The 18,607-nt window shown below is 71.4% G+C and carries 17 protein-coding genes; 12 read left to right on the forward strand and 5 right to left on the reverse strand.

The window, feature by feature from the left end:
* Nucleotides 1–40 precede the first annotated feature (40 nt).
* The 5 genes from ACFWV2_RS01950 to ACFWV2_RS01970 all read left to right on the forward strand — a co-directional run bounded on the left by ACFWV2_RS01950 (nucleotide 41) and on the right by ACFWV2_RS01970 (nucleotide 4,595).
* Entirely contained in the window at nucleotides 41–583 is a 543-nt protein-coding gene (locus ACFWV2_RS01950) for a DinB family protein (protein ID WP_384400183.1), read from the forward strand.
* Between the two features lie 55 nt (nucleotides 584–638).
* Nucleotides 639–1,253: a PadR family transcriptional regulator gene (locus ACFWV2_RS01955; RefSeq protein WP_384400186.1), complete on the forward strand. Its 615-nt coding sequence runs from the start codon at nucleotides 639–641 to the stop codon at nucleotides 1,251–1,253.
* A 119-nt stretch (nucleotides 1,254–1,372) separates the two neighbouring features.
* Entirely contained in the window at nucleotides 1,373–2,347 is a 975-nt protein-coding gene (locus ACFWV2_RS01960; protein WP_384400189.1) for an ATP-binding cassette domain-containing protein, read from the forward strand.
* Nucleotides 2,344–3,108, forward strand: coding sequence for an ABC transporter permease (locus ACFWV2_RS01965; protein WP_384400192.1), 765 nt, complete (start codon nucleotides 2,344–2,346; stop codon nucleotides 3,106–3,108). The genes ACFWV2_RS01960 and ACFWV2_RS01965 overlap by 4 nt, the downstream gene beginning before the upstream one ends.
* Before the next feature lie 512 nt (nucleotides 3,109–3,620).
* Nucleotides 3,621–4,595: a WD40/YVTN/BNR-like repeat-containing protein gene (locus ACFWV2_RS01970; RefSeq protein ID WP_384400195.1), complete on the forward strand. Its 975-nt coding sequence runs from the start codon at nucleotides 3,621–3,623 to the stop codon at nucleotides 4,593–4,595.
* Between the two features lie 142 nt (nucleotides 4,596–4,737).
* On the opposite strand, the gene ACFWV2_RS01975 is transcribed toward ACFWV2_RS01970, so the two are convergent.
* From ACFWV2_RS01975 to ACFWV2_RS01985, 3 genes are read right to left on the reverse strand one after another with little or no spacing between them, the layout of a single operon-like run.
* Nucleotides 4,738–6,156: a glutamate decarboxylase gene (locus tag ACFWV2_RS01975; RefSeq protein ID WP_384400198.1), complete on the reverse strand. Its 1,419-nt coding sequence runs from the start codon at nucleotides 6,154–6,156 to the stop codon at nucleotides 4,738–4,740.
* Between the two features lie 49 nt (nucleotides 6,157–6,205).
* On the reverse strand, nucleotides 6,206–7,495 hold the full coding sequence (locus ACFWV2_RS01980) for an ion channel protein (protein ID WP_384400201.1): 1,290 nt from the start codon (nucleotides 7,493–7,495) through the stop codon (nucleotides 6,206–6,208).
* Nucleotides 7,496–7,555: 60 nt separating this feature from the next.
* Nucleotides 7,556–7,924: a YbjQ family protein gene (locus ACFWV2_RS01985; RefSeq protein ID WP_384400204.1), complete on the reverse strand. Its 369-nt coding sequence runs from the start codon at nucleotides 7,922–7,924 to the stop codon at nucleotides 7,556–7,558.
* A gap of 151 nt (nucleotides 7,925–8,075) precedes the next feature.
* Between ACFWV2_RS01985 and ACFWV2_RS01990 the strand changes: the two genes are divergently transcribed.
* The gene (locus tag ACFWV2_RS01990) at nucleotides 8,076–8,786 is read left to right on the forward strand and encodes a DedA family protein (protein ID WP_384400207.1); all 711 of its coding nucleotides are present in this window, start codon (nucleotides 8,076–8,078) and stop codon (nucleotides 8,784–8,786) included.
* A 25-nt stretch (nucleotides 8,787–8,811) separates the two neighbouring features.
* Here ACFWV2_RS01990 and ACFWV2_RS01995 read toward each other — a convergent pair whose 3' ends face one another.
* Together ACFWV2_RS01995 and ACFWV2_RS02000 are read right to left on the reverse strand one after the other, a co-directional pair.
* Nucleotides 8,812–10,482 carry a threonine/serine exporter ThrE family protein gene (locus ACFWV2_RS01995; RefSeq protein WP_384400210.1) on the reverse strand — a complete coding sequence of 557 codons (1,671 nt, stop codon included), beginning with the start codon at nucleotides 10,480–10,482 and terminating at the stop codon, nucleotides 8,812–8,814.
* A 122-nt stretch (nucleotides 10,483–10,604) separates the two neighbouring features.
* A complete protein-coding gene (locus tag ACFWV2_RS02000; RefSeq protein WP_024758444.1) occupies nucleotides 10,605–11,096 on the reverse strand; it encodes an inorganic diphosphatase in 492 nt (163 codons plus the stop codon).
* Between the two features lie 102 nt (nucleotides 11,097–11,198).
* Between ACFWV2_RS02000 and dacB the strand changes: the two genes are divergently transcribed.
* The 6 genes from dacB (at nucleotide 11,199) to folE (ending at nucleotide 18,538) form a co-directional block, all read left to right on the forward strand.
* The gene (gene dacB / locus ACFWV2_RS02005; RefSeq protein ID WP_384400213.1) at nucleotides 11,199–12,599 is read left to right on the forward strand and encodes a D-alanyl-D-alanine carboxypeptidase/D-alanyl-D-alanine-endopeptidase; all 1,401 of its coding nucleotides are present in this window, start codon (nucleotides 11,199–11,201) and stop codon (nucleotides 12,597–12,599) included.
* Nucleotides 12,600–12,692: 93 nt separating this feature from the next.
* Nucleotides 12,693–13,832, forward strand: a complete 1,140-nt coding sequence (locus ACFWV2_RS02010; protein WP_384400215.1) for a zinc-dependent metalloprotease — start codon at nucleotides 12,693–12,695, stop codon at nucleotides 13,830–13,832.
* Between the two features lie 208 nt (nucleotides 13,833–14,040).
* The gene (gene tilS / locus ACFWV2_RS02015) at nucleotides 14,041–15,060 is read left to right on the forward strand and encodes a tRNA lysidine(34) synthetase TilS (RefSeq protein WP_384400218.1); all 1,020 of its coding nucleotides are present in this window, start codon (nucleotides 14,041–14,043) and stop codon (nucleotides 15,058–15,060) included.
* A 41-nt stretch (nucleotides 15,061–15,101) separates the two neighbouring features.
* On the forward strand, nucleotides 15,102–15,641 hold the full coding sequence (gene hpt, locus ACFWV2_RS02020; protein WP_030219931.1) for a hypoxanthine phosphoribosyltransferase: 540 nt from the start codon (nucleotides 15,102–15,104) through the stop codon (nucleotides 15,639–15,641).
* Between the two features lie 171 nt (nucleotides 15,642–15,812).
* Nucleotides 15,813–17,831, forward strand: a complete 2,019-nt coding sequence (ftsH, locus tag ACFWV2_RS02025) for an ATP-dependent zinc metalloprotease FtsH (protein ID WP_384400221.1) — start codon at nucleotides 15,813–15,815, stop codon at nucleotides 17,829–17,831.
* 101 nt (nucleotides 17,832–17,932) lie between these two features.
* Nucleotides 17,933–18,538 (forward strand): GTP cyclohydrolase I FolE, encoded by a 606-nt coding sequence (gene folE, locus ACFWV2_RS02030; protein WP_384400224.1) that lies wholly within the window; start codon nucleotides 17,933–17,935, stop codon nucleotides 18,536–18,538.
* Nucleotides 18,539–18,607 lie beyond the last annotated feature (69 nt).

The following is an 18,607-nucleotide window of genomic DNA, read 5'->3' on the forward strand; positions in this document are numbered from 1 at the left end:
CGACACCGACACCGATGCGGACCTACGGAAGGCGGACACCATGGTGACTCTTGTTCCCACGGAGACCCACGGCGACGAGCGCGGCGCGCTCCTGAACTTCGTCGAGGCCCAGCGCGCCGCGATCCGCCGCTCCCTCCTCGGGCTCACCGAGGAGCAGGCGGCGAGTCGCCCCAGCGCCAGCGAGCTCAGCCTCTCCGGCCTGCTCAAGCACGTCGCCGAGGTCGAGCTGAACTGGCTCCGGCTGGCCCAGCAGGCGCCGAACGAGAGGCAGCGCACCCAGGAGACCTGGGGCGACGGCTTCCGGCTCGTGGGCGGGGAGACGATCCAGGAGATCGTCGACTTCTGGGCGGGTGTGGCGAAGGAGACCGAGGAGTTCGTCCGGTCCGTGCCCAGCCTGGACGACACCTTCCCCCTCCCCGAGGCGCCCTGGTTCCCGGAGGACGGGCGGGTCTCGATCCGCTGGATGCTGCTCCACCTGGTCCAGGAGGCGGGCCGGCACGCCGGGCACGCGGACATCATCCGGGAGTCCCTGGACGGCAAGGGCTCCTTCGAACTCATCGCGGCGGAGCAGGGCCGGGGCTGAGCCCCGGCCGCCCCCCGCGCGTACCCTGGTCAAAATTGACTAGGAGGTACGTGGGATGTCGGCGATCCGTCTTCTCGTCCTGGGCGCGGTGAAGCAGCACGGCCGCGCCCACGGCTACCAGGTGCGCAACGACCTGGAGTTCTGGGGCGCGCACGAGTGGTCCCATGCCAAGCCCGGTTCGATCTACCACGCGCTGAAGCAGATGGCGAAGCAGGGACTGCTGCACGCGCACGAGGTGGCGCCGAGCGCCGTCGGCGGGCCGCCGCGCGTCGAGTACGAGCTGACGGACCGCGGTACGGAGGAGTACTTCGCGCTGCTGCGCGAGGCGCTGACCACGTACGACCAGAAGATGGACGTCCTCTCGGCGGGCATCGGCTTCATCGTGGACCTTCCCCGTCAGGAGGCGGCGGAGCTGCTGCGGCGGCGGGTGCGGGCGCTCGACGAGTGGCGGGCGGCGGTCACCGAGTACTACACCCCGGAGGGCGGCCCCGGTCAGCTCGGCCACATCGGGGAGATCATGCACATGTGGGTCCATTCGGCCGACGCCGGCAAGGAGTGGACGCTCGGCCTCATCGAGCGGATCGAGGGCGGGGCGTACGTCTTCGCGGGCGAGGGGGAGCCCTTCGTGGGCGTGCTCGCCGAGGGGCAGGAGAACCCCTTCGCGACCTGAGCCGAGGCGTGGCGGCCAGGGCTGCTAATCAAGTTTGACTAAATCGCCGCGAGGGCATAGCTTCCTCCGTCGGCGGTGAGTGGTCAAATTTGACTACGAATATTTCTGGAGGAATCGACATGACGGCGGACGCGATCCTCGTGGAAGGCGCACGCAAGCGGTACGGCGAGAAGGACGCCCTGGCCGGCCTCGACCTGACCGTCGGGCGCGGCACCGTCCACGGTCTGCTCGGCCCCAACGGCGCGGGCAAGACCACGACGGTACGGATCCTGGCCACGCTCCTGCGTCACGACGAGGGCCTGGTGCGGGTGGCGGGGCACGACGTCCGCACGGAGGCCAGGGAGGTACGGCGGCGGATCGGGCTGCTCGGGCAGCACGCGGCCCTCGACGAGGAGCTGGGCGGCCGGCAGAACCTGGAGATGTTCGGCAGGCTCCACCACCTCGGCGCGCACCGCGCCGGGGTACGGGCCGACGAGCTCCTGGAGCGCTTCGGCCTCACCGACACCGGCCGCAAGCCGGTCAAGCAGTTCAGCGGCGGCATGCGGCGGCGGCTCGACCTGGCCGCCTCGCTGATCACGGAGCCCGAGGTGCTGTTCCTCGACGAACCGACGACCGGACTGGATCCACGGGGCCGCGGCGAGGTCTGGGAGTCGGTGCGCTCCCTGGTCGGCGGGGGCACCACGGTGCTCCTCACCACGCAGTACCTGGAGGAGGCCGACCGGCTCGCCGACCGGATCTCGGTCGTGGACCAGGGCCGCGTCGTGGCGGACGGCACGGCCGACGAGCTCAAGACCCGGGTCGGCATGGACCGCATCGACGTGGTCGTACGGGACGGGGCGCGGCTCGACGAGGCGGCGGCCCTGCTGCCCGCCGCGCGATCCGAGGTGACCGTCGACGCGGACCGGCGGCGGCTCAGCGTGCCGGTCGCGGACCGGATGGCCTCGCTCACCGAGACGGTGAGGGCGCTCGGGGCGGCGGGGATCGAGGCGGAGGACATCGCGCTGCGGCGGCCGACGCTGGACGAGGTCTTCCTGCACCTGACATCGGGCGAGGCGGCCCCCGGGGCGGGCCGCGAGAAGGAGGTGGCGGCATGAGCGCGGCGTACGTGATGAGCGACTGCTGGACGATGACCCGCCGGGAACTGGCCCACTGGGCGCGGCAGCCGGTGCAGGTCCTGGTGGGGCTCGTGTTCCCGGTGATGATGCTGCTGATGTTCGGCTATCTGGTGGGCGGCGGACGGAGCGTCGACGGCGACTACGTCGACTTCCTGGTGCCCGGGATGCTCACCCTGACCATGGTGTTCGGCCTCGAAGGCACCATGACGGCGGTGACGCAGGACCTGAACAAGGGCGTGATCGACCGGTTCCGTTCGATGCCGATGAGCGACGGAGCGGTACTCGTGGGGCGGGCCGCCGCCGACATGCTCCAGTCGACGGTGGGACTGTTCGTGATGGTCGGCGTCGGGTACGCGATCGGCTGGCGGGCCGACGGCGGCCTCGGGAGCACCCTGGGGGCCCTGGGGCTGCTGCTTCTGCTGCGCTTCGCGATGCTGTGGATCGGGATCTTCCTCGCCCTGGTCGCGGGGCGCGCCGAGCTGGTGCAGGCGGTGCAGATCCTGGTCTGGCCCGTCGGCTTCCTCTCCAACGCCTTCGCGTCGCCCGACTCGATGCCGGGCTGGCTCGGCACGTTCGTGGAGTGGAACCCGATGTCGGCGACCGCGACGGCGGTCCGTGACCTCTTCGGCAACCCGGGCGGCGAGCCGGGGCACATCGGGGCGGCCGTGGTGTGGCCGCTGGTGCTGCTCGCGGTCTTCTTCCCCCTCGCGGTACGGAAGTTCGGAAGGCTCGGGAGGTAGCGGGTCGGGGGCGCGGGGGCCGGGGCCTGTGGGTCGGGGGGCGGGCCGGGAGTAGCGGCTCGGGAAGTGCCTGCGCGGAAGGGGGAACCCGGGGGCGGTGAGCGGTGTATTCACAGCAGCGGTTCACCGCGAACTGCCCGAGGGAGGACGGGGGACGAGCGATGCGCAGGCTCGGGGGAGTGGCCGGCGCCGTCGTGGCGCTGGTGGTGGTGTCGGCGGTACTGACGGGGTGTACGGGGTCGGGTGCCGGTGCGGGTGCGGGTGCGGGATCGGCGTCGGGTGCGGGGGCGGCACCGGGGTCGGGTGCGGCAGCGGCATCCGGGTCGGGAGCCTCTGCGCCCTCGGGACCGGGAGCGCCGGAGGCGGACGGCGCCCCGGGGAGCCCGGCCGCACGGGCCAGGGGGACGTACGGCTCCCCGCCACGGATACCGTCCGCGCCGGGGCTGCCCGGCTGGGCGCACAGTCCGGGCTTCGCGCGGGACGGCAGCGGGTTCGCGCTGCTCGCCGAGTGCGTGGGCGTCGCCGCTGACCCGGAGAGCGGCTTCTGCCGGCAGCACGTGGCCGTGCGGGACGCCGGGGCGGGCCGATGGGTGCTGCGGCGGTCGCCGCTGCCCCGGACACACGGGACCGACGGCGTCTCGGCGGACCTGCTGGCCCTCGGGCCCGGCCGGGCGCTGATCACGGACGGGGGCGGCGACCGGCCGGAGAAGGCCTGGTTCACCCGGGACGGGGGCCGGAGCTGGCGCGCCGTCGACCGGCGGACGGTCGGGCGCGTCCCGGAGATACCGGCGGACGCGGTGCTCACCACGGACTGTGCCGAACCGGCCGGGGCCGGTCCCGACGAGTGCGCGCGGAGGCGGCTGGTGGTGGTCTCCCCGGAGGGCGGCCGGCGCAGGGCGCTCGTCCGGGAGCCGCTCCTCGGGGCGAATCCGGGACCCGCGGCGCAGCCGGAGCCCGACGGTTCCTGGTGGGTCTCGGGGGTGGACCCGCTCTCCGGGCGGGCTGCGGTCGCCGTCTCCCGGGACGGGGGCCGGAGCTGGACGGTGAGCCGGCTGCCGAGCACGGCGACGACGCCGGGACGGGGGATCGCGGTCGTGGTCGGGCGGGACGCCGTGTACGCGGCGGAGCTGGGCGAGTTGACGGGCGGCGGGCCCGCCAAGAACCCCCTGCGGGCCCTGCACCGCTCCCTGGACGGAGGCAGGACATGGGAGAGGACGTGGACGACGGGACCGGAGGCGGAGCCCCGTTCGCTCCTCGGGGTGCCGGTGCCCGGCCCCGGTGGCCGGGTCGAGATCGCCGGGGAGCGCGGCGGGTACGTGAGCCGGGACGGCGGGCGTCGCTTCACCCTCCTGGACACGGGTGCGTCCTTCGTCCGCCGCACCCCGCTGGGTCTGTTGCGCGAGGGCTCGCGCTGCGGATACGAGCTGACGGCGGACGGGGTGCGGTGGTCGGAGTTCCGGCTGGCCTGCGAGGGGAGCGAGTCCTAGGGCTCGTCGGTGGCGTCGGTGGCGTCGGTGGCGTCGGTGGTGCCAGTGGTGCCAGCCGCGCCAGTGGGGCCAGTGGGGCCAAGGGCTCCCGCGGTTCCAGGGTGCTCCGCGGTTTCGGCGCTTCCCGGGGTTCGGAGGTCTCTCAGTGGTGGAAGGAGGTGGCGGCGCCCTTGTCCCGGGTGAACGGGTGGGACTGGCGGCGCAGTTCGGGCAGCAGCCGGTTCAGGTCGTCGACGAGGAGGCCCGCCAGGTCGGCCGAGAATCCGTTGCGGCAGACCACGCGGAGGACGGACAGGTCCTCGCGGTGGGCGGGGAAGGTGTAGGCGGGTACCAGCCAGCCCCTTTCCCGCAGCCGTCGGGACACGTCGAAGACGTCGAAGGACGTGACGTCGGGGGCGGTGGTGAAGGCGAAGACGGGCAGTTGGTCGCCGCGCGTGAGGAGCCGGAAGTCGCCCGTGGCCTCGATGCGTTCGGCGAGGCCACGGGCGATCTGGCGGGACGTCTGCTGCACCGCCCGGTAGCCCGCCCGGCCGAGCCTCAGGAAGGTGTAGTACTGCGCGACGACCTGGGCGCCGGGACGGGAGAAGTTGAGGGCGAAGGTGGGCATGTCGCCGCCCAGGTAGTTGACGCGGAAGACGAGCTCCTCGGGGAGTTCGGCGGGGGAGCGCCACAGGGCCCAGCCGACGCCCGGGTAGACCAGGCCGTACTTGTGACCGGAGGTGTTGATGGAGGAGACGCGGGGCAGCCGGAAGTCCCACACCAGGTCGTCGTCGAGGAAGGGGGCGACCATGGCGCCGGAGGCGCCGTCGACGTGGACGGGGATGTCGAGACCTGTGCGTTCCTGGAGCGCGTCCAGCGCGGCGCAGATCTCGGCGACCGGTTCGTAGGAGCCGTCGAAGGTCGAGCCGAGGACGGCGACGACCCCGATGGTGTTCTCGTCGCAGAGCGCGGCGGCGGATTCGGCGTCGAGGTGGAAGCGGTCGCCGTCCATGGGGACGAGGCGGGGCTCGACCTCCCAGAAGGTGCAGAACTTCTCCCAGCAGACCTGGACGTTGATGCCCATCACCAGGTTGGGACGGGCCGCGCCCGGATAGCGGTCGGCGTTCCGCTTGGTCCAGCGGCGCTTGAGGGCCATGCCGGCGAGCATGCAGGCCTCGCTGGAGCCGGTGGTGGAGCAGCCGACGGCGGTGCCCGGGTCGGGGGCGTTCCACAGGTCCGCGAGCATGGCCACGCAGCGGCGCTCCAGCTCGGCGGTGCGCGGGTACTCGTCCTTGTCGATCATGTTCTTGTCGCGGCACTCGGCCATCAGCACGCCGGCCTGGGGCTCCATCCAGGTGGTGACGAAGGTGGCGAGGTTGAGCCGTGAGTTGCCGTCGAGCATCAGCTCGTCGTGGACGAGCTGGTAGGCGCTCGCCGGGGGCAGGGGTCCGTCGGGCAGCCGGTGGAGGGGCGGCGCCTCGGTCATGCCTCCGACCGGGTCGGCCTCTCCGAAGAAGGGGTTGAGCGCGAGTCGGCGTTCGGGCTGGGGAGCGGAGGCCTGGGGGTCCTGGTGGAGCGGCATGGGGGACTCCTTCTGTCCGGTGGGGGGAGGTCGGTCGGGGGAAGGGGGGTCAGCGCAGGGCGTGGCCGTGTCCGTCGAGTTCGAGCTGGGGGCGGCCGGTGACGATCAGCCAGGCGGGGAGGGAGGCGAGGCAGAGCAGGGCGAGCATCGCGGGGGAGCTGGCGAGGACGGCGCCGGTGAAGAGGCTGATCCAGCCCTGCCGGGTGGTGGCGAGCAGGACGCCGAGGACGGCGGAGGAGACGGCGACGGCGGGATGGACCTCGGGGACGAGGGCCTGGGCGAGCAGTCCGAAGGCGGCGCCGATGAAGACGGCGGGGAAGATCCGGCCGCCCCTGAAACCGCAGGACGCGGCGACGAGGAGGGCGAGGAGTTTGACCACGGCGAGCCTGGCCAGTTCGCCCGAGGACCAGCCGCCGATGGAGGAGGTGAGCTCCTTGACCTCCTCCAGGCCCTTGAAGAGCGTCAGGGGCCCGCCGAGGGCGCCCAGGAGGCCCAGGACGAGACCGCCGAGGGGCAGCATCAGCATGGGGTGGCGCAACCGCTGGAAGACGGCGTGGACATGGGGGAACAGGTAGCAGGCGCCGAGGCCGAAGACCGCCGCCGCGGAGGCGATCACCAGCGCGGCGAGGAGGTCGCCCCAGCCGGGGTCGGTCAGGGGCGGGAGGCCCAGGGCGAAAGTGGGTTCGGCGAGGAGCTGGGTGGTCATCGCGCCCGTACCGGCGGCGACGAGCGGGGCGAAGAGCCGGTCCCAGAGGGAGCCGCGGCCCGGCTGCCCGGCCAGGGCCTCGGAGATGACGAGGGCGGCGGCCACCGGGGTGCCGAAGAGGGCGCCGATCGTGGCGGCCGAGGCGAGGGAGACCCAGGCGGCGCCCGGCAGCGCGGGCCGGGCCCTGCGGCCGAGCCAGTAGGCGAGGGCGATGTTGGCGGCGATGATCGGGTTCTCGGGGCCGAGGCTGACTCCGCCGGTGAGGGCGAGCGCACTCGCCAGCAGCAGCCCCGGGACGACACCGGGGGCGAGCGGCGCCCCGCCGAGGCCCGTGGAGGCGGGGTCGGGGCCGGCGTGGCCCGGCACCTTCCAGACGACGAGGCCCACGGCGATCCCGGTCGCCGTGAGCATGGAGATGATCCAGAGGGAGGAGTGGCCGCCGATGCCGAGGGCGTCCGGCAGGTCGTCCCAGAGGACGCCCTGGAGCTGCTCCGCGAGGGCACTGATCCCGAGGAACAGCAGGCTCGCTCCCGCTCCGACCAGGACCGCGGGCAGTACCTGCGGCAGGAGGGCCCGCAGCGGGGCCTCGTCGGCGGGGGCGGACGGCGTGGGCTGAGCACGGTCGGTAGCCACCGCCCCACCATAAGTGAGCAAATGCCGCAGAACACTCCCAGAGGCCCCGCCGGTTGCGCCTCACGTCCGCGGTGCGATCACCACCGCCGTGCCGTAGGCGCAGACCTCCGTGCCCACGTCCGCCGCCTCCGTCACGTCGAAGCGGAACATCAGCACGGCGTTCGCCCCGCGCGCCCCGGCCTGCTCCACCAGGCGTTCCATCGCCTGGTTGCGGGTCTGCACCAGGGTCTTCGTCAGGCCCCTCAGTTCCCCGCCGATCATCGACTTCAGGCCCGCGCCGATCTGGCTGCCCAGATGACGGGACCGGACGGTGAGCCCGAAGACCTCACCGATCACCTGCCGCACCTCGAACCCCGGCACGTCGTTCGTCGTCACGACCAGCACGTCGGGGTGCGGTCCCTGACCGCCTCCGTACTCCTCGATGCCCATCGGCACACACCTCCTGACCCCCCAGCCTCGGGGCCGGGCCCCCTGTCCGCATCCCGTGGGCCCCGGGTGGAACCGGTCGCATCCGCCTCGCGTTGATAGCTTGGGGCCAGCCGTCCCCCATGCCCCCACCGACCGCAGGAGCCCGGAACCCGTGAACACGCTTGCCCTCGGACCGAGCTGGCTGGACCCGGATTATCTGATCCAGACCTTTGGTCTGATCGGTGTCCTGGTCATCGTCTTCGCCGAGTCCGGACTCCTCATCGGGTTCTTCCTGCCCGGCGACTCCCTTCTCTTCACCACCGGCCTGCTCGTCACCACCGGAAAGCTCGACACACCGCTGTGGGTGGTGTGCACCCTCGTGGTGGCCGCCGCGATCATCGGCGACCAGGTGGGCTACCTCTTCGGCCGGAAGGTGGGCCCCGCCCTCTTCAAGCGCCCCGACTCCAGGCTCTTCAAGCAGGAGAACGTCGAGAAGGCCCACGAGTTCTTCGAGAAGCACGGCCCGAAGTCGCTGATCCTGGCCCGCTTCGTCCCCATCGTGCGGACGTTCACGCCGATCATCGCGGGCGTCAGCCGGATGAACTACCGCTCGTTCATCACGTTCAACATCATCGGCGGTGTGCTGTGGGGCGCGGGCGTGACCCTGCTCGGCGCCTCCCTCGGCAAGATCGACTTCGTGCACAAGCACATCGAGATGATCCTCATCGGGATCGTCCTGCTGTCCGTCGTCCCGATCGTGATCGAGTTCCTCCGGGCCCGCTCCCAGTCCAAGAAGGAGCAGGCCCGCGGCGGTGACCACGACGCCCCCGGCGCCCCGAACCCCCAGTCCCCCCGCGGCGGCGGCCGCCACGCCAAGCGCTAGACAGCGCACACGACCAGCGGGAACGTCAGAACCCCCGGGTGCGCTTCGCGGCGCGCCGCGCCGCCGCCGCGCCCGGGGCCTGCATGAAGAGACGGGCCAGCTCGCCCCCCAGGTTCACGCCGATGGCGATCGCCAGGGCCAGGGCCGACGCCTTCGCCAAGGAGGCGAAGCCCTGGTCCAGGTTGTTCTGCGCGATCGCGAGCACCCCGAAGTACGTGGCGGAACCGGGCAGCAGCGGCCCGATCGCCGCCGTCACGTACGGCAGTGACGAGGTGTGCTCGTAGCGGGCGATCAACTGCCCGAAGAGCCCCACCAGACCCGCGGCCACCGCCGTCGCCATCACCGCCGAACCCTCCGCGGTCACCGCGATCGACGCGTAGATCACCCACGCCACCCCGCCGTTCAGCGTCGCGAACAACACCGTCGCCCGCGACTGCTGCAACAGGATCGCGAAGGTCGCGCACAGCACCATCGACGCCAGGATCTGCGTCACCGGCCGCTCCACCGCCCGCAGCGCCCCCTCGGGATTGAGCTGCGCGTCGAACTGCACGGCGATGTAGAGCACCGACAGCACGCCCACCACGATCGCGACGAAGAAGTACGCCACCTCCAGGAGCCGCGCCGAGGCCGTGATGTAGAAACCGGTCAGACCGTCCTGCACGGCCGCCACGAGCGCCCGCCCCGGAATCAGCGCGAACAGTCCACCCGTGATCACCGCCGAAGGCCGCAGATCCGCGTGCAGCATCGTCAGCAGCACACCCATCGCCGCCGGCGGCATCGCCGCCACCAGGAACTGGTAGAACTCCGGCAGCCCCCGCCCCGCGCACAGCCACGCCAGCCGGTCCCCCAGCACCGCGCCGAGCGCGGCCACGAGGAACACCGTCAGGCCACCGCCCAGCAGCACCGAGGCCGCACCGGCGAGGACACCGGCCGCCGACGTCAGGACCCACCCCGGATACGGATGCCGGTTGCGCCGGATCTCCGCGAGCCGCCGGTACGCCTCCTCGGTCGTCACCTCGTGCGCCCGCGCGTTGAGATCGGCCAGCAGCGTGTACACCGCCGCCAGCCGCGTGTAGTCCGTCCCCCGGCGCCGTACCGTCCGGTTCGCCGTGATCGGATCGTCCACGAGGGACGGCTGGTACGTGACGGACAGCAGAGTGAACGTCACCGTCGGCTCGACCCGGTCCAGACCGTACGAGCGGCAGATCGCGAACATCGCCGCCTCGACGTCCTCCGCGCCCTCCCCGCCCGCGAGCAGCAGCTCGCCGATACGCAGGGTCAGGTCGAGGACGCGCGGCACCGAAGGCCCCGCCTCGTCCTCCTTGCGCGCCGATTCCGGCACCGGCCGCTCACCCACCGGCAGCCGCAGCATCGTCCGCATCCGGTCCTGCCACGGCGCGTCCTGCGACAACCGCACCAGGGGCACCCCGTACGCCGGGGTGAACGCGGGCGGAGAGCTCTTCGCCGAATAGGTCGCCGGCGTCGCGAACGCCGACCCCTCCTGCTCGGCCGGCGGCTCCGCGGTGAACCCCGCGGGAAGAGCGAACTCGGAGGTCGGATGCTCCTCCTCGGGCGGCGACGGCTGCTCCACCCCCGCAGGCGGGACGAACGCGCTCCGCGCCTCGTCCGACTGCGGCTTCCGGTCCTCCGGAACGTCGTCCGGACCACCTGTCGAGCCGTTCGGCTCCGCCACCACTCTGCCCGCCTCGCTCTCTCTCCAGGAACCGTGCATTCCAGTATGAGTGTGCGACAGACGCGCGAAGGCGGTGCACCCGCAGAGGTGCACCGCCTTCACACGGTCAGAACAGAACCGGCGCCTCAGTGGCCGCCCTGCTCCTTGGCGCGCGCGTACGACTTCTCGATCTCTTCCTCGGCCTCGGCGCGGCCGACCCAGTCGGCGCCCTCGACCGACTTGCCCGGCTCCAGGTCCTTGTAGACCTCGAAGAAGTGCTGGATCTCCAGGCGGTCGAACTCCGCCACGTGGTGGATGTCCCGCAGGTGCTCCATGCGCGGGTCCGTCGCCGGGACGCACAGCAGCTTGTCGTCGCCGCCCGCCTCGTCCGTCATACGGAACATGCCGATGGCGCGGCACTTGATCAGGCAGCCCGGGAACGTCGGCTCGTCGAGGATGACGAGAGCGTCCAGCGGGTCGCCGTCCTCGCCGAGGGTGTTCTCGACGTAGCCGTAGTCGGTCGGGTAGGCCGTCGACGTGAAGAGACGACGGTCCAGACGGATGCGACCCGTCTCGTGGTCGACCTCGTACTTGTTCCGCGATCCCTTCGGGATCTCGATGAGAACGTCGAACTCCACGGGTGGCTCCTCCTGAATCAACACAAGTGAATGCTCGCGACGACGCGCGGTGATTAAGTGTCCCTCACGCATGTGTGTGATCGCGAAAGGGGCTGGTCAGCAATGCCCGAGCCGAGGACGTGGCAGCTCACGGCGGGCTCCGCCGCCCTCGGACTGGCCCTGGCCGCCGTGGCGGTGACCGCGGCCGGCCCGTGGGACTCGGGCCAGCGTACGGCCGAGCGCACCCGCGCCGCCGCCCCGGCGACGGGTGGCGCACATCACGCCCCGCCCCCCGCGCCCGCCGCCCCCCGGCGCCCCGCACCCGCCCCCAGCGCCCCCGGCGTCCTCACCGCCCTGCACGCCCCCGCCCCCGCCGGGCGCCCCGCACAGGACCTCGCCGCCGTCCTCGTACCGCTCCTCGCCGACCCCGGCCTCGGCCCCCTGCGCACCGCCTCCGTCGTCGACACCGCCACCGGCAGACAGCTGTACGGAGAGGGCGCCGGCACCCCCATGCCCCCCGCCTCCACGGTCAAGATCGCCACCGCAGCGGCCGCGCTCTCCGCCCTCGGCCCCGACCACCGCATCCCCACCACCGTCACCGCCACCCCCGACGGCACCACCGTCACCCTCACCGGCGGCGGCGACCCCACCCTCGACCCGGCCCGCCTGAAGGCCCTCGCCACCGACACCGCCCGCGCCCTCACCGCCCGCGGCCACACCTCCGTACGCCTCACCTACGACGCGACCCTCTACCCCGGCCCCACGCTCCACCCCATCGGCCCCAACGAGAACCTCGCCCCCGTCGTCGCCCTCATGACCCGCGCCGGACGCCTCACCGACGGCGACAGCGGCCCCGCCCCCCGCACCGCCGACCCGGCCGGCGACACCGCCCGAGCCTTCGCGGACCTCCTCACCCGGGCCGGGATCACGACCACCGGCGCCCCGGCCCCCGGCCGCACCCCCCGGACCGCCCCCCTCGCCCGCACCTACTCCGCACCCCTCGCCGACCTCGTCGAACGCACCCTCACCCACAGCGACAACGACCTCGCCGAAGCCCTCGCCCGGCAGACCGCCCTCGCCCGCAAACACCCCGCGAGCTTCGACGGCGCCGCCCGCGCCGTACGCGACGAACTCAGCCGGCTCGGCCTCCCCGTCGCCGGAGCCCGCTTCGCCGACGGCAGCGGACTCGACCGCAGCGACCGCGTCTCCGCCGCCCTCCTCACCGGACTCCTCACCCGGGCGGCCGACCCCGCGCACCCCGCCCTGCGCCCCGTCCTCACCGGACTCCCCGTCGGCGCCTTCACCGGCACCCTCGCCGACCGCTTCGACACCGCCACCGCCGGCGCCGGACACGTCCGCGCCAAGACCGGCACCCTCACCGGCGTCAACACCCTCGCCGGGACCGTCGTCACCACCGACGGACGCCTCCTCGCCTTCGCGTTCCTCGCGGGCCGCACCCTCTCCCCCTACGAGGCACAACCCGCCCTCGACCGGCTCTCCGCCGCCCTCGCCGGACCGCGCTGACCACCCGCCCAACCGCCCCCGCCCCGCACCCCCGCCGAGTCCGACCCGCCCCGAACCCTCACCGAACAGGCGCCGAGACCGTACGGTTGACGCATGACGAGCATCGGTGGAGCAGGCACATCCGGGATGGTCGACTGGAACCTCGCGGTCGCGACCGCGACCCGCCTCGTGCGGCCAGGACCCGAAGTCAGCCGCGACGAGGCCCGCGAGGTCGTCGCCGAACTCCGCAGGCACGCCAAGGCCTCCGAGGAACACGTCCGGGCCTACACCCGGATGATCCCCGAGGGATACGAACCCCAGGACACCCCCGTCCTCGTCGTCGACCGGGCCGGCTGGATCCGGGCCAACGTCGCCGGCTTCCGCGAACTCCTCACCCCGCTCCTCGGCAAGATGCAGGAACGCCGCTCCACCACCCCCGGCAACGCCGTCCTCGGCGCCGTCGGCGGCAAGATCACCGGCGTCGAACTCGGCATGCTCCTGTCGTTCCTCGCCTCCCGCATCCTCGGCCAGTACGAGACCTTCGCCCCCGCCACCCGTGAGTTCCCCACCGGGGCCGACGGCGGCGGACGCCTCCTCCTCGTCGCCCCCAACATCGTCCACGTCGAACGCGAACTCGAGGTCGACCCGCACGACTTCCGGCTCTGGGTCTGCCTCCACGAGGAGACCCACCGCACCCAGTTCACCGCCGTCCCCTGGCTCCGCGCCCACCTCCAGGGCGAAATCCAGTCGTTCCTCGCCGCCACCGACGTCGACCCCGGCACCGTCGTCGAACGTCTCCGCGAAGCCGTCCAGACCCTCGTCGGCGGCCGCCCCGAAGGAGAGGAGGGCGAACCCTCCCCCTCCCTCGTCGAACTCGTCCAGACCCCCGAACAACGCGAGATCCTCGGCCGCCTCACCGCCGTCATGTCCCTCCTCGAAGGCCACGCCGACTACGTCATGGACGGCGTCGGCCCCCAGGTCGTCCCCTCCGTCGCCGAGATCCGCGAGAAGTTCCAGGCCCGGCGCGCCCGCGGCGCCTCCCGCCTCGACCTCGCCCTGCGCAGACTCCTCGGCCTCGACGCGAAGCTCCGCCAGTACCGCGACGGCGAACGCTTCGTACGGGCCGTCGTCGACGAGGTCGGCATGGACGGTTTCAACCGCGTGTGGACCTCCCCCAACACGCTCCCCACCAAGGCCGAGATCGCCGCCCCCGCCGACTGGATCGCGAGGGTGCACCGTAAGGCAGACTCCTGAGACAGGTGCGGCAGACGACACAGGAACACGTCGGAACGCCGCACCAATCACCCATCCGAGGGACCCTGAGGACAGGGTGAGGCGTGCAATGCTCGGGTAACGGCCGGGTTTCTGTCACCATCGACGCACTCTGAGTGACCGAACCCCCCTTTCCGACCGTTAAGACTCCGACCGAGGCACCCCACCCCCATCACGAAGGGCACCGGACATGGGTCCCCATCCTGCGGTCGCGGCGATACGCCTGGCGGTCCGCCGCGTACTCCACGACGTCCTCACCGAGCACCAGACCGACCCCGCCCCCGCACGCGACGCAAAAACACCCCTCGTGCTCGTCGCCTGTTCCGGAGGCGCCGACTCCATGGCGCTCGCCTCCGCCCTCGCCTTCGAGGCCCGCAAACTGCCCGTGCGCGCCGGCGGCATCACCGTCGACCACGGACTCCAGCACGGCTCCGACACCCGCGCCGACGAGGTCGTCGGCCGCATGACCGCCCTCGGCCTCACCCCCGTCGAGGCCGTCACCGTCACCGTCGGCCGCGAAGGAGGACCCGAAGCCGCCGCCCGCGACGCCCGCTACGCGGCCCTCGACGCCGCCGCCGAGCGCCACGGAGCAACCGCGATCCTCCTCGGCCACACCCGCGACGACCAGGCCGAGACCGTCCTGCTCGGACTCGCCCGCGGCTCCGGCATCCGCTCGCTCTCCGGCATGGCCGCCATCTCCGGCGCCGCCGGCCGCTACCGGCGCCCCTTCCTCAAGATCGACCGCCAGACCGTCCGCAAGGCCTGCGTCGCACAAGAACTCGCCGTCTGGGACGACCCCCACAACAGCGACCCCGCCTACACCCGCTCCCGACTCCGCCACGAAGGCCTCCCCGCCCTCGAGAAGGCCCTCGGCAAAGGCGTCGTCGAAGCCCTCGCCCGAACGGCCCAGCTCTCCCGCGACGACGCCGACGCCCTCGACACCTGGGCCGCCGACGCCGAGACCTCCGTACGCGACGAGGCGGGCGCCCTCGAATGCGCCAAACTCCACGGACTGCCCCCCGCCGTACGCCGCCGCGTCCTGCGCCGCGCCGTCATCGCCGAGGGCGCACCCGCCGGCTCCCTCTTCGCCCGCCACATCGAAGAAGTCGACCGGCTCATCACCGGCTGGCGCGGCCAGGGAGCCATCAACCTGCCCGGCCGCGTCGAAGCCCGCCGCCAGGGTGGCAGACTGGTCATCCGGCAAGGCTGACGCACGCTGCAACGAAAGTGACCCGGGTGAACGAGAAGGACATGGGCACCGACCTCCAGTCGGTGCTCATCACCAAGGAAGAGATCGACGCCAAGCTGGCAGAGCTGGCCGCGAAGATCGACGCGGAATACGCGGGCAAGGACCTGCTCATCGTCGGAGTCCTCAAGGGCGCCGTGATGGTGATGGCGGATCTGGCTCGCGCCCTTTCCACCCCCGTCACCATGGACTGGATGGCCGTCTCCTCCTACGGCGCCGGCACCCAGTCCTCGGGCGTCGTCAGGATCCTCAAGGACCTCGACACCGACATCAAGGGCAAGCACGTCCTGATCGTCGAGGACATCATCGACTCCGGCCTGACCCTCTCCTGGCTCCTCTCGAACCTCGGCTCGCGCGAGCCCGCCTCCCTCGAGGTGTGCACGCTCCTGCGCAAGCCCGAGGCCGCGAAGGTCGCGATCGACGTCAAGTGGATCGGCTTCGACATCCCCAACGAGTTCGTCGTCGGCTACGGCCTCGACTACGCCGAGAAGTACCGGAACCTTCCGTTCGTCGGCACGCTCGCCCCGCACGTCTACGGCGGCTGAACCACCGGCCGTACGGGGAACCCCGACCGCCTTCCCTCCGTTGAACCACGGGAAGGCGGTCGCGGGCGACGATGCTGAGGTACCGTCCGAAGAACAGCTTTTTCACATAGCAGCATTCACAGCAGCATTTTCCTACGGGCAGGAGGGACGGAGCGTTCTCGCTCCGTATGGATGGACGTGAAGCGATACTTCCGTGGGCCGGTCATGTGGATCGTGCTGGCCGTCCTCGCCGTGGTCGTGCTGATGCAGGTCGTCGGCTCGTCCGAGGGCTACAAGACGGTGGACACCGGCAAGGTCGTCCAGGCGATCGACAAGAACCAGGTCAAGCAGGCAAAGATCACCACCGGTGATGAGCAGATCGTCAAGATCGAACTCATCGACGGCCAGAAGATCGACAAGAGCAGCAAGGTCCAGGCGAGCTACATCGGCAGCCAGGGCGTCGACCTCGCCGACAAGCTGCAGGAGAAGTTCGAGGCCGGGCAGATCGAGAAGGGCTACACCGTCTCCCCGACGAAGCAGTCGCCCTTCGTCTCGATCCTGCTCTCCCTCCTCCCCTTCGTCCTCATCGTGGTCGTCTTCCTCTTCCTGATGAACCAGATGCAGGGCGGCGGCTCCCGCGTCATGCAGTTCGGCAAGTCCAAGGCGAAACTCATCACCAAGGACACGCCGAAGACCACCTTCGCCGACGTCGCCGGCTCGGACGAGGCCGTCGAGGAACTCCACGAGATCAAGGAATTCCTCCAGGAGCCCGCGAAATTCCAGGCCGTCGGCGCCAAGATCCCCAAGGGCGTCCTGCTCTACGGCCCGCCCGGCACCGGCAAGACGCTCCTCGCGCGCGCCGTCGCCGGCGAAGCCGGCGTGCCGTTCTACTCGATCTCCGGCTCCGACTTCGTCGAGATGTTCGTCGGTGTCGGCGCCTCCCGGGTCCGCGACCTCTTCGAGCAGGCCAAGGCCAACGCACCCGCCATCGTCTTCGTCGACGAGATCGACGCCGTCGGACGCCACCGCGGCGCCGGCCTCGGCGGCGGCCACGACGAGCGCGAGCAGACCCTCAACCAGCTCCTCGTCGAGATGGACGGCTTCGACGTCAAGGGCGGGGTCATCCTCATCGCGGCGACCAACCGCCCCGACATCCTCGACCCGGCGCTGCTCCGCCCCGGCCGCTTCGACCGGCAGATCGCCGTCGACCGCCCGGACATGCTGGGCCGCCTGGAGATCCTCAAGGTCCACCAGAAGGGCAAGCCGGTCGCCCCGGACGTCGACCTCGGCGCCGTCGCCCGACGCACCCCCGGCTTCACCGGAGCGGACCTCTCCAACGTCCTCAACGAGGCGGCGCTCCTCACGGCGCGCAGCGACCTCAAGTTGATCGACAACCACGCACTGGACGAGGCGATCGACCGCGTGGTCGCGGGCCCGCAGAAGCGGACCCGGATCATGTCGGACAAGGAGAAGAAGATCACCGCGTACCACGAGGGCGGACACGCCCTGGTCGCGGCGGCCTCACCGAACTCCGACCCCGTCCACAAGATCACCATCCTGTCCCGAGGCCGAGCCCTGGGCTACACGATGGTCCTGCCGGACGAGGACAAGTACTCCACCACGCGCAACGAGATGCTCGACCAGCTGGCCTACATGCTGGGCGGCCGCGCGGCCGAGGAGCTCGTCTTCCACGACCCGACCACGGGCGCGGCGAACGACATCGAGAAGGCCACCGCCACGGCCCGCGCGATGGTCACCCAGTACGGCATGACCGAGCGTCTCGGCGCCATCAAGTTCGGCGGCGACAACACCGAGCCGTTCCTCGGCCGTGAGATGGCGCACCAGCGCGACTACTCGGAAGAGGTCGCCGCGCTGGTCGATGAGGAAGTCAAGAAGCTCATCGAGACCGCGCACAACGAGGCCTGGGAGATCCTCGTCGAGAACCGCGACGTCCTCGACAACCTGGTCCTCGCCCTCCTGGAGAAGGAGACGCTGGGCAAGGAGGAGATCGCCGAGATCTTCTCCACCATCGTCAAGCGCCCGGCCCGCCCGGCCTGGACCGGCTCCAGCCGCCGCACGCCGTCGACGCGCCCGCCGGTGCTCTCCCCCAAGGAGCTCGCCCTGACGAACAGCGCCAACGGCACGGCGACTCCCGCGGTCGACACCACGAAGGGCATCGAGATCGCCCCGGTGGACACCCCCGAGGACTGACCGCCCGGTCACCCCGGAATGGAAGCCGCGCCCCCACAGGTTCTAGCCTGTGGGGGCGCGGCTGTTTCGCGCGCACACAGTCAGACGGAACGAGGCACAGGATGACCGACCCGGTGACACTGGACGGCGAGGGCACGATCGGCGACTTCGACGAGAAGCGCGCCGAGAACGCCGTACGAGAGCTCCTCATCGCGGTCGGCGAGGACCCGGACCGCGAGGGGCTCAAGGAGACGCCGGCGCGGGTCGCGCGGGCGTACAAGGAGCTTTTCGCGGGGCTGTGGCAGACGCCTGAGGATGTTCTGACGACGACGTTCGATCTGGGACACGACGAGATGGTCCTGGTGAAGGACATCGAATTCGTTAGCAACTGTGAACATCATCTTCTGGCATTCCATGGTGTGGCTCACGTGGGCTACATTCCAGCGGAATCCGGGAAGATCACGGGACTTTCCAAACTTGCTCGGCTCGTGGACGTGTTCGCGCGCCGCCCGCAAGTCCAGGAGAGGCTCACTACGCAGATCGCTGATTCGCTCATGCGAATCCTGGAAGCGCGTGGCGCGATCGTCGTCATCGAGGCGGAGCACATGTGCATGTCGATGCGGGGCATCCGTAAGCCGGGCGCCAAGACGACGACCTCGGCGGTACGTGGGCAACTTCGTGACGCTACTACACGTGCTGAGGCTATGTCCCTGATATTGGCCCGTTAGTAGCGGGCTGTCCCCCTTGCTCCATACCGTCCCCGATCAGTGGAGTTGATCGCTGATCAAGGGGGATCG

The sequence above is a fragment of the Streptomyces sp. NPDC058671 genome (assembly GCF_042716475.1).
Lineage (GTDB): Bacteria > Actinomycetota > Actinomycetes > Streptomycetales > Streptomycetaceae > Streptomyces.

Bases quoted from the DNA above. Each gene is read 5' to 3' on its own strand.
- ACFWV2_RS01950 (WP_384400183.1), top strand. From the start codon at position 41: ATGGTGACTCTTGTTCCCACGGAGACCCACGGCGACGAGCGCGGCGCG.
- ACFWV2_RS01955 (WP_384400186.1), top strand. From the start codon at position 639: ATGTCGGCGATCCGTCTTCTCGTCCTGGGCGCGGTGAAGCAGCACGGC.
- ACFWV2_RS01960 (WP_384400189.1), top strand. From the start codon at position 1,373: ATGACGGCGGACGCGATCCTCGTGGAAGGCGCACGCAAGCGGTACGGC.
- ACFWV2_RS01965 (WP_384400192.1), top strand. From the start codon at position 2,344: ATGAGCGCGGCGTACGTGATGAGCGACTGCTGGACGATGACCCGCCGG.
- ACFWV2_RS01975 (WP_384400198.1), bottom strand. From the start codon at position 6,156: ATGCCGCTCCACCAGGACCCCCAGGCCTCCGCTCCCCAGCCCGAACGC.
- ACFWV2_RS01985 (WP_384400204.1), bottom strand. From the start codon at position 7,924: ATGGGCATCGAGGAGTACGGAGGCGGTCAGGGACCGCACCCCGACGTG.
- dacB (WP_384400213.1), top strand. From the start codon at position 11,199: ATGCCCGAGCCGAGGACGTGGCAGCTCACGGCGGGCTCCGCCGCCCTC.
- ACFWV2_RS02010 (WP_384400215.1), top strand. From the start codon at position 12,693: ATGACGAGCATCGGTGGAGCAGGCACATCCGGGATGGTCGACTGGAAC.
- tilS (WP_384400218.1), top strand. From the start codon at position 14,041: ATGGGTCCCCATCCTGCGGTCGCGGCGATACGCCTGGCGGTCCGCCGC.
- hpt (WP_030219931.1), top strand. From the start codon at position 15,102: ATGGGCACCGACCTCCAGTCGGTGCTCATCACCAAGGAAGAGATCGAC.
- ftsH (WP_384400221.1), top strand. From the start codon at position 15,813: ATGGACGTGAAGCGATACTTCCGTGGGCCGGTCATGTGGATCGTGCTG.
- folE (WP_384400224.1), top strand. From the start codon at position 17,933: ATGACCGACCCGGTGACACTGGACGGCGAGGGCACGATCGGCGACTTC.